Annotated in this window: 5 protein-coding genes; all 5 read right to left on the reverse strand. The window is 67.8% G+C overall.

Annotated features, from left to right (window positions below; all coding sequences use genetic code 11):
- A partial coding sequence (locus tag HUK84_RS06135) for an AarF/UbiB family protein (protein WP_176639492.1) occupies nucleotides 1-324 on the reverse strand: 324 nt, incomplete at its 3' end.
- Between the two features lie 55 nt (nucleotides 325-379).
- A complete protein-coding gene (locus tag HUK84_RS06140) occupies nucleotides 380-2,221 on the reverse strand; it encodes a M3 family oligoendopeptidase (protein WP_374729273.1) in 1,842 nt (613 codons plus the stop codon).
- Nucleotides 2,222-2,424: 203 nt separating this feature from the next.
- Nucleotides 2,425-6,975: a glutamate synthase large subunit gene (gltB, locus tag HUK84_RS06145; protein ID WP_176639489.1), complete on the reverse strand. Its 4,551-nt coding sequence runs from the start codon at nucleotides 6,973-6,975 to the stop codon at nucleotides 2,425-2,427.
- Between the two features lie 5 nt (nucleotides 6,976-6,980).
- Complete coding sequence (locus HUK84_RS06150) at nucleotides 6,981-8,435, reverse strand: NAD(P)-dependent oxidoreductase (protein ID WP_176639490.1); 1,455 nt, start codon at nucleotides 8,433-8,435, stop codon at nucleotides 6,981-6,983.
- Between the two features lie 207 nt (nucleotides 8,436-8,642).
- Nucleotides 8,643-9,419 (reverse strand): complex I NDUFA9 subunit family protein (locus HUK84_RS06155; RefSeq protein WP_176639491.1); only part of this gene is annotated, 777 nt, incomplete at its 5' end.

Genomic DNA, 9,419 nt, shown 5'->3' on the forward strand with positions numbered 1-9,419 from the left:
GGCGGCGGCGGCGGCCTCGTGCTCGAACCGCGCGAAGCGGCGTTCCCAGTCGCGGCCCAGTTCGGTCGCCATGCGCCGGCGCACGAAGCCCCAGCCCATCGGCGGAGCGTTCGACTGCAACTGCGCCAGTTCGACGGCATATTCCTCGGGCAACGCGCCGGGAATGGTCGAGAGAAGCTGCGCACCCTTCATCAGCGGCCCTTTCAGGCCGCCCAGCACCGATTTCAGGTCCCCTGCATGGGTGGCGAGGTCGGTGCGCAGGCCCATCCTGTGCCCCGCGATGCGGGCCGCGATCCCGCCCATCGCGCCCGATGTCCGGACCATCCGGCGGATTTCGCCGAACAGCCCGGTATTGTCGAGGTCCCGTTCATCCGCCACGTCAGGCACGCTCCAGCTCGTCGATAAATCCGGCGATCACGTCCAGCCCCTTGCGCCAGAAGCCCGGATCGGCCGCGTCCAGCCCGAAGGGCGCCAGCAATTCGCGATGCCGCCTGGTCCCGCCGGCCCGCAGCATGTCCAGATATTTGTCCTGGAAGCCGGGATGTCCGGACTGGAACACGCCATAGAGCGCGTTCACCAGGCAATCCCCGAACGCATAGGCATAGACGTAGAACGGAGAATGGACGAAATGCGGGACATAGGTCCAGTACACGTCGTATTCCGGCGTGAAATTGAAGGCCGGCCCCAGGCTTTCGGCCTGGACCTGCCGCCAGAGGGCGCCGATGCGCTCGGGCAGCAATTCGCCGGTCCTGCGCTCGTCATGCAGCAGGGTCTCGAACCGGTAGAACGCGATCTGGCGCACCACCGTGTTCAGCATGTCCTCGACCTTGCCGGCCAGCATGATGCGGCGGCGGACCGGATCGGTCTCGGCATCCAGCAGGGCGCGGAAGGTCAGCATCTCGCCGAACACGCTGGCGGTTTCCGCCAGGGTCAGCGGCGTGCCCGACATCAGATAGCCCTGCGGGGCGGCCAGCACCTGGTGCACGCCGTGCCCCAGCTCGTGCGCCAGGGTCATCACGTCGCGGGTGCGGCCGTGATAATTCAGCAGCAGATAGGGATGCGCCGACGGCACGGTGGGATGGGCGAAGGCGCCGGACGCCTTGCCGGGGGACGGCATCGCGTCGATCCAGGCATTGTCGAAGAAGCGGCGCGCCACGGCGCCCATGCGCGGATCGAAGGATTCGTAGGCGCCCAGGACCTGCCGCGAGGCTTCGTCCCAGGGGATCACCCTGTCGTCGGCCGATGGCAGGGGGGCGTTGCGGTCCCAATGTTCCAGCTTGTCCAGTCCCAGCCATTTCGCCTTCAGCGCGTAATAGCGGTGGGACAGGCGCGGATAATCCGACGTCACAGCCTGGACCAGCGCGTCGACGACCGCGTCCTCGACCATGTTGCTGCGGTTGCGGTACGAGCCGGAGCGCGGATAATGGCGCAAGCCGTCCGAGATCGCCTTGTCCTTGGCCAGCGTGTTGGTGATCAGCGCGAACAGCCGGATATTGTCGCCGAACACCGTGCCGATCGCCGCGGCCGCCCGCGCGCGCAGGGCGCGGTCGGGATCGGACAGCCGGTTCAATGCCTCGCCCACCGTCAGGTCATGCCCGTCAAGCGGGATGCGCAGGGCGGACATCGTCTCGTCGAACAGGCGGCACCAGGCCGTGGCCCCGGTCACCGATTTCTCGTGCAGGACCTGTTCGACCTCGTCGGACAATTGATGGGGGCGGAACACCCGCAGGTCGCGCAGGAAGGGCGTCCAGGGGGCCAGGGCCGGATCGGCCAGGCGATCCTGCATCTCCTGCTCGCCGATGCGGTTGAGTTCCAGGGTGAAGAACAGCAGGTGGGTCGAAATATCCGTCAGCCGTTCATTGACCGACTGCGAGAAGCGGCCGTTCGCCGGATCGGACGAATCGGCGGCGAACAGCAATTGCGCATAGGACGCGGCACGGCCCAGGATTTCGTCGATCCGCTGATACTCGGCGATCGCGCGCGCCAGCTCGGCAGCCGGAACGTCGGCCAGGCGGCCACGCCAGGTCCGGGCGAAGGCTTCGGCGTCGGATCCGGCCTGGGCCAGGTCCTGGCGCAGGCGCTCGGAATCGCGATCGTCATACAGGTCGGACAGGTCCCAGCGCGGCAGGTCGCCCATGGTGGCTGCCGCCACCGCCGATCCCCCGGCCGCGCCCCCGGCCGCGCGTAAGCCCAGCCGGTCGGACCATGCGGAAAGAAGCATCTGTATAGCCATCTTCGTTGCCATCCCCATGCAGGCGTCCCGCGTGCGCGGTGACCGTTCTGCCCTAATATCTAGTGCGGAATGCGTGCGGGCGCGACCCCGGCGCGCCAGACGGCGAGCGATGAACGGCGAACGGCCGGGGATTTCCCCCGGCCGTCCACGATGCCAGTCACCGATATCGATCGCGCCCGCCGATCGCGCGCTCAGGCGCTGCGCGCGGTTTCCACGGCCGGCGTGTAGCCGATCACCCGCGCATATTCGCGCGGCACGACATGCCAGAAACGCGGCAGGGCGCGGTCCCATTCATGCAGCAGCAATTCCGCATAGCGGCTGCGGGTCTCGTGCGCGTGGGCCTCGACCAGCTTGCGCAGCGTGGCTTCCCATTTCGGGTCGGTGACGCGATTCCACAGCAGCGTGTCGGGGTTGACCCGCTGCTCGAACGTATCATGCGCGTCATAGACGAAGGCCATGCCGCCCGTGAAGCCGGCACCGAAATTGTCGCCGATCTCGCCCAGGATCACCACGGTACCGCCGGTCATGTATTCGCAGCCGTTCGAGCCGCAGCCCTCGACGACGGCGACCGCGCCGGAATTGCGCACCGCGAAGCGCTCGCCCGCCTGCCCCGCCGCATAGAGCGCGCCGGCCGTCGCGCCATACAGCACGGTGTTGCCGATGATCGCGTTTTCGTTCGACACCAGGTTCGAGGACGGCGATTGCCGCACCACGATGGTGGCGCCCGACAGGCCCTTGCCGACATAGTCGTTGGCGTCGCCCAGCACTTCGAGCTTCAGCCCCTGGACCGCGAACGCGCCCAGCGACTGGCCGGCCGAGCCGCGCAACCGCACCGTCAGGTGCCCGGGCGCCAGGCGGTCCATGCCGAACTGCCGCACGATCAGCGAGGAAATGCGCGTGCCGATGGCGCGATGCGTGTTCTGCACGTTGTAGTGAAGCTGCATCTTCTCGCCATGGTCGAACAGCGGCCGCGCGTCGGCGATCATCTGCGCGTCCAGCGTCTCGGGCACCTCGTTGCGGCCTTCCAGCGTGCAATAGCGCGCATGCGGGCCGGGGTCGGCCTGGGCCAGCAGCGAGTTCAGGTCCAGATCGTCCAGGTAGTCGGCGCCGCGCGAGACCTGCTTGAGCAGGTCGGTGCGGCCGATCACCTCGTTCAGGCTGGAGAAGCCCAGCGAGGCCAGGATGTTGCGCACGTCCTCGGCGATGAACGAGAATAGGTTGATGACCTTCTCGGGCGTGCCCTCGAACTTCTCGCGCAGGGCCTCGTCCTGGGTGCACACGCCGACCGGGCAGGTGTTGGAGTGGCATTGCCGGACCATGATGCAGCCCATGGCCACCAGGCTGGCGGTGCCGATGCCGAACTCCTCGGCCCCCAGCATGGCGGCGATCACCACGTCGCGCCCGGTCTTGAGCCCGCCGTCGGTGCGCAGCTTCACCCGGTGGCGCAGGCGGTTGAGCATCAGCACCTGGTGCGCCTCGGCCAGGCCCAGTTCCCACGGCAGGCCGGCATATTTGACCGAGCTTTGCGGGCTGGCGCCGGTGCCGCCGCTATGGCCGGAAATCAGGATCGCGTCGGCCTTGGCCTTGGCCACGCCGGCGGCGATCGTGCCGATGCCCGAGCGCGCGACCAGCTTCACCGTCACGGTGGCCTCGGGGTTGATCTGCTTCAGGTCGTAGATCAACTGCGCCAGGTCTTCGATCGAATAGATGTCGTGATGCGGCGGCGGGCTGATCAGCGTGACCCCCGGCGTCGCATGGCGCAGCTTGGCGATCATCCCGGTGACCTTGAAGCCGGGCAACTGCCCGCCCTCGCCGGGCTTGGCGCCCTGGGCCACCTTGATTTCGATCTCGCGGCAATCATTCAGGTACTGCGCGGTGACGCCGAAACGGCCCGAGGCGATCTGCTTGATGGCCGAGGACGCGTTGTCGCCGTTGGGGCGCGGCCTGGCGCGGGACGGATCCTCACCGCCCTCGCCCGAATCGGACTTGGCGCCGATCCGGTTCATGGCGATCGACAGGGTCTCGTGCGCTTCGGGGCTGAGCGCGCCCAGCGAGATTCCCGGCGCGATCAGGCGCTTGCGAAGCTGGGTGATGCTTTCCACCGCCTCGACGGGGATCGGGGTGCGGCCGCCCTTGAAATCCAGCAGGTCGCGCAGCGCCACCGGCGGCATGCGCCGCACCGCGTCGGCATAGCGGCGATAGATCGAGAAATCGTCCGTCGCCACCGCCGTCTGCAGCATGTGGATCAGGTTGCCGTCGAAGGCATGGACCTCGCCGTTGCGGCGCAGCTTGTACTGGCCGCCGACCGGCAGCGGGGTCACGGCGCGGTTCCACGCGGCCTGGTGGAAGCTGAGCACGTTGGTCGAGATGCCCGACAGGCCGATGCCCGAGATGCGCGAGGGCATGCCGGGGAAGAATTCCGCCGTCAGCGCCCGCGACAGGCCGATCGCCTCGAAATTATAGCCGCCGCGATAGGCCGAGACGATCGAGATGCCCATCTTGGACATCACTTTCAGCAGGCCCTTGTCCACGGCCTTGCGATAGCGCTCGACCGCCTCGCGCAGCGACATCTCGCCGAACAGGCCGCGCGCGACGCGATCGGCGATGCTTTCCTGCGCCAGGTACGGATTGACGGTGGTGGCCCCCACCCCGATCGTCACCGCGACGGCATGCACGTCCAGCGCCTCGGCCGAGCGCACGTTCAGCGAGGTGAAGGTGCGCAGCGACTGGCGCACCAGATGCGTATGCACCGCCGCCGTCGCCAGGATCATCGGGATATAGGCGCGCTCGCCCGACTGGTCCTGGTCAGTCAGGAACAGGTGGGTACAGCCTTCGCGCACCCGGTCCTCGGCTTCCTGGCGGATGCGGGCGATGGCGTCGCGCAGCCCGGCCTCGCCCTGCGCCGCCGGGAAGGTGCAGTCGATGACGAACGCGCTGTCGCCGCAGAAGGCCAGCAGCGATTCATATTCGCCGCTGGTCAGCACCGGGCTGGGAAGCTGCAGCAGGTCGCACTGGTTTTCCGACTCTTCCAGGATGTTGCCCAGATTGCCCAGCCGGGTCACCAGGCTCATGACCCGGGTTTCGCGCAGGCTGTCGATCGGCGGGTTGGTGACCTGGCTGAACGCCTGGCGGAAATAATGGGCCAGGCCGCGATAGCGCGACGACAGCACCGCCAGCGGCGCGTCGTCGCCCATCGAGCCGACGGCCTCGGCGGCGGTTTCGACCATCGGGTGCAGGATGGTCTCCAGTTCCTCCAGCGTCGTGCCGACCGCAAGCTGGCGGCGGCGCAGCTCGTCCCGGCCGAACAGGACGGGTTCGTGCACGTCGGCGCGCACGACCGAGCCGACCTTCTGGATATGCTTGACCCAGGCGCCGAAATCCTGGCGCGCGGCCAGCAGGTCCAGCAGGGCCTCGTTGCCGTACAGCCTGGGTTCCTGCAGGTCCAGGCCGATCATCTGTCCCGGGCCCAGCCGGCCGCGACGGACGATGTCCGATTCGGGCACCTTCACCATGCCGGTTTCCGAACCCACGATCAGCAGGTTGTTCGCCGTCACGGTATAGCGCAGGGGGCGCAGGCCGCTGCGGTCCAGGCCGGCCACGACCCAGCGCCCGTCGGTGGCGCACAGCGCCGCCGGCCCATCCCACGGCTCCATCACCGCGTTGCAGTACGCGTACATGTCCTTGTGCTGCTGCGGCATCGCCGAGTTGCCGCCCACGCTGGCCGGCACCATCAGCGCCTTGACCATCGGCGCGTCGCGCCCGGCGAAGGTCAGCAGTTCGAACACGTTGTCCAGGATCGCCGTATCCGAGCCGCTGGCCTGCACCACCGGCTTCAGGTCGTCCATGTACGGGTCCAGCAGCGGGTCGGCCAGGCGCGTCTCGTGGCTCTTCATCCAGTTGGCGTTGCCCGAGATCGTGTTGATCTCGCCGTTATGCGCCAGGCGGCGGAAGGGCTGCGCCAGCTTCCAGGTCGGGAAGGTGTTGGTCGAGTAGCGCTGGTGATAGATCGCGAAGCGGCTGACGAAGCGCGGATCCAGCAGGTCGGGATAGAAATCCGTCAGATGCTCGGCCAGGAACATGCCCTTGTAGACCACCGACCGGCAGGACAGCGAACAGACATACAGGTCGACCTGGTTGGCGATCGCGCTCTTCTCGATCCGGCGGCGGATGACGTACAGGTCGCGCTCGAACGTTTCCTCGTCCGTGCCGCGGGGGTTGCGGATCAGGATCTGTTCGATCTCGGGCCGGGTGGCGTTCGCCTTCTCGCCGATGCAGGCGGTGTTGATGGGCACCTGGCGCCAGCCATAGATCCCGTAGCCGAAGGCCAGGATCTCGGCCTCGATGATCTGGCGGCAGCGTTCCTGCGCCGCCAGGTCGGTCTTGGGCAGGAAGATCATGCCGACGGCGATCTGGCTGTCCACGCAGCCCTCGCCGCCGCTATGGATGGCGGCGGCGAAGAAATCCTGCGGGATTTCGACATGGATGCCGGCGCCGTCGCCGGTCTTGCCGTCGGCGTCGACGGCGCCGCGATGCCAGACGGCCTTCAGCGCCGAAATCCCGGCCTCGACCACGTCGCGCCGCCTGCGGCCGTCCAGCGCGGCCACCAGCCCGACGCCGCACGCATCATGTTCCTGCGACGGGTCGTACAGCCCGGCGATGGCGCGGGCGTTGTCATGCCAGTCGGCGACGAAGCGCTGGCCCTGATCCAGGTCCTGATCCCGGCCTTGGGGAAACTGGTCCATCTTCGTCACTCCGCCGCCTGGGCGGCCACCGCCGCCCGTTCTTCCAGCCAGCGGTGCATCTGCGCCGCGGCATCCCGTCCATCGCGAATCGCCCAGACCACCAGGCTGGCCCCGCGCACAATGTCGCCCGCCGCGAAAACGCCCGGCAGGCTGGTCATGAAGCTTTCATGGTCGACCCGCAGCGTGCCCCAGCGCGACACGGCCAGGTCGGACTGCCCCCACAGGGTCGGCAGCGCCTCGGGGTCGAAGCCCAGCGCCTTGACCACCAGGTCGGCCTCCAGCACGAACGCGCTGCCCTCGACCGGCTCGACCGACTGCCGGCCCGAGGCATCGGGCAGGCCCAGCTTCATCCGCGTGGCGCGCACGGCGCCGACCCGCGCGTCGCCCAGGAACGCCTCGGGCGCGGCCAGCCAGACGAAATCGACGCCCTCTTCCTCGGCGTTCTTCACCTCGCGGATCGAGCCGGGCATGTTGGCGCGGTCGCGGCGATAGAGGCATTTGACCGATTTCGCGCCCTGGCGGACGGCGGTGCGCACGCAATCCATCGCCGTGTCGCCGCCGCCGATCACCACCACGGACTTGCCGGCGGCATTCAGTTCACCGCTCTCGAACGCCACGACATTGTCGCCCAGCGACGTCCTGTTGGACGCGGTCAGGTAATCCAGCGCCTTGACGATGCCGGGCAGGCCGGCGCCGGGGCCGCCGATATCGCGGGATTTATAGACACCGGTCGCGATCAGCACCGCGTCATGCCGGGCGCGCAGCGTGGCGAACGCGATCCGCCCCTCGCCGTCGCGGTCGGCGACGTCCACGCCCAGATGGAAGCGTACGCCGGATTCCTCGAGGTACAGGTGCCGGCGGGCGACGATGTCCTTCTCCAGCTTGAAGCCGGGAATGCCGTAGACCATCAGGCCGCCGACACGGTCATACCGGTCATAGACATGGACCTGATAGCCCAGTTCGCGCAGTTGCATCGCCGCGGCCAGGCCGCCGGGGCCGGCGCCGACGATGCCGATCGAGGCCGCGCGCTCGACGGGCGGGCTGATCGGCGCGACCCAGCCATTGGCGAAGGCGGTATCGGTGATGAAGCGTTCGACGGCGCCGATGGTGACGCTCTCGAAGCCCTTCTCGATCACGCAATTGCCCTCACACAGCCGGTCCTGGGGGCAGATCCGGCCACAGATCTCGGGGAAATTGTTCGTGGCCGAGGACAGGGCATAGGCTTCCTCCAGCCGTCCCTCGGCCGTCATTTTCAGCCAGTCGGGGATATTATTGCCCAGCGGGCAATGGATCGAACAGAACGGCACCCCGCATTGCGAGCAGCGGCTTGCCTGGCGTTCGGCCTGGTCGACGGCGAAGGCGCGATAGATCTCGTCGAAATCCGCGTTGCGTTCGGACACCGACCGCTTGTCGGGCTGGCTTTGCGCCACGGTGACGAATTTGAGCATGCGCTCGGCCATCGGCTTCCCCCTGCAGGATTCGGACCGGCCGATCGGCGGCCACCCGTTTCGGCGGAACACCTACGCCACGGCCGGCCGTCAATAAAGACAGCAAGACTGACCCATTATCCGAAAATATCCACACAGACATGCGCGGACGGTTGAAAACAGCCCGTCACAATGGTCCGATTCGGACATATTGGCCGCTTAATATATTGTTTTGACGCGTTAAGTAATTTTATATCGCGCCAGATAGGTCGGTGCAATCATTTCGACCGGCACGGGGTCGATCCCCAGCGTGCCCAGTCCGCGCATCCCGTCCTGCGCCACGTTATCGACCGACAGCATAGCCAACTGGTCGCGGGTCAGCAGATGCCCGGGCAGATTTTCCAGCAGCAGGGCCTGCCAATAGGCCAGGGCGCGGGGCATGGCGAAGACCAGCCGGCGGCGGCCGATGAACGCGACTACCCAGCGTATCAGAGCCTCCATGGTCCAGACGCGCGGGCCGGCCAGTTCGTAGATCTCGCCCTGGTGCCCGTCCGACGCCAGGATGCGCCGGATGGCCTCGGCCACGTCCGCGACATGGACGGGCTGGACCCGCGTGGCGGCGCCGTAGACCGGGACAACCGGGCTGTAGCGCGCCATGGCCGCAAACAGGGTCAGGAAATGGTCCCCCGCGCCGAAGATCAGCGACGGCCGGACGATGGTCGCCCGGGGCTGGTCGCGCAGCACCGCATCCTCGCCCGCCGCCTTGCTGCGGCCATAGGCGGAGGGGCTGCGGGCCGAGGCGCCGATGGCCGAGACATGCACCATGCGCGCGACCCCGGCCGAGGCCGCCAGCCGCGCGACGCGTCCGGCGGCCTCGACATGGATGGCCGAAAAGTCCGCTTGCCTCCGTCCCTGGCCCCGTCCCCCTTGTCCCTGGGGACTCAGGATGCCCACCAGGTTGACGACCAGGCTGGCGCCTTCCATCACCGGGACCAGCGCGGCTTCATCCAGGATCGA

The organism is Nguyenibacter vanlangensis, assembly GCF_013376155.1.
GTDB classification, from domain to species: domain Bacteria; phylum Pseudomonadota; class Alphaproteobacteria; order Acetobacterales; family Acetobacteraceae; genus Gluconacetobacter; species Gluconacetobacter vanlangensis.

What these genes read in the sequence shown, in the direction of transcription:
- HUK84_RS06140 (WP_374729273.1), bottom strand. Translation starts at nt 2,221, where the DNA reads ATGCTTCTTTCCGCATGGTCCGACCGGCTGGGCTTACGCGCGGCCGGG.
- gltB (WP_176639489.1), bottom strand. Translation starts at nt 6,975, where the DNA reads ATGGACCAGTTTCCCCAAGGCCGGGATCAGGACCTGGATCAGGGCCAG.
- HUK84_RS06150 (WP_176639490.1), bottom strand. Translation starts at nt 8,435, where the DNA reads ATGGCCGAGCGCATGCTCAAATTCGTCACCGTGGCGCAAAGCCAGCCC.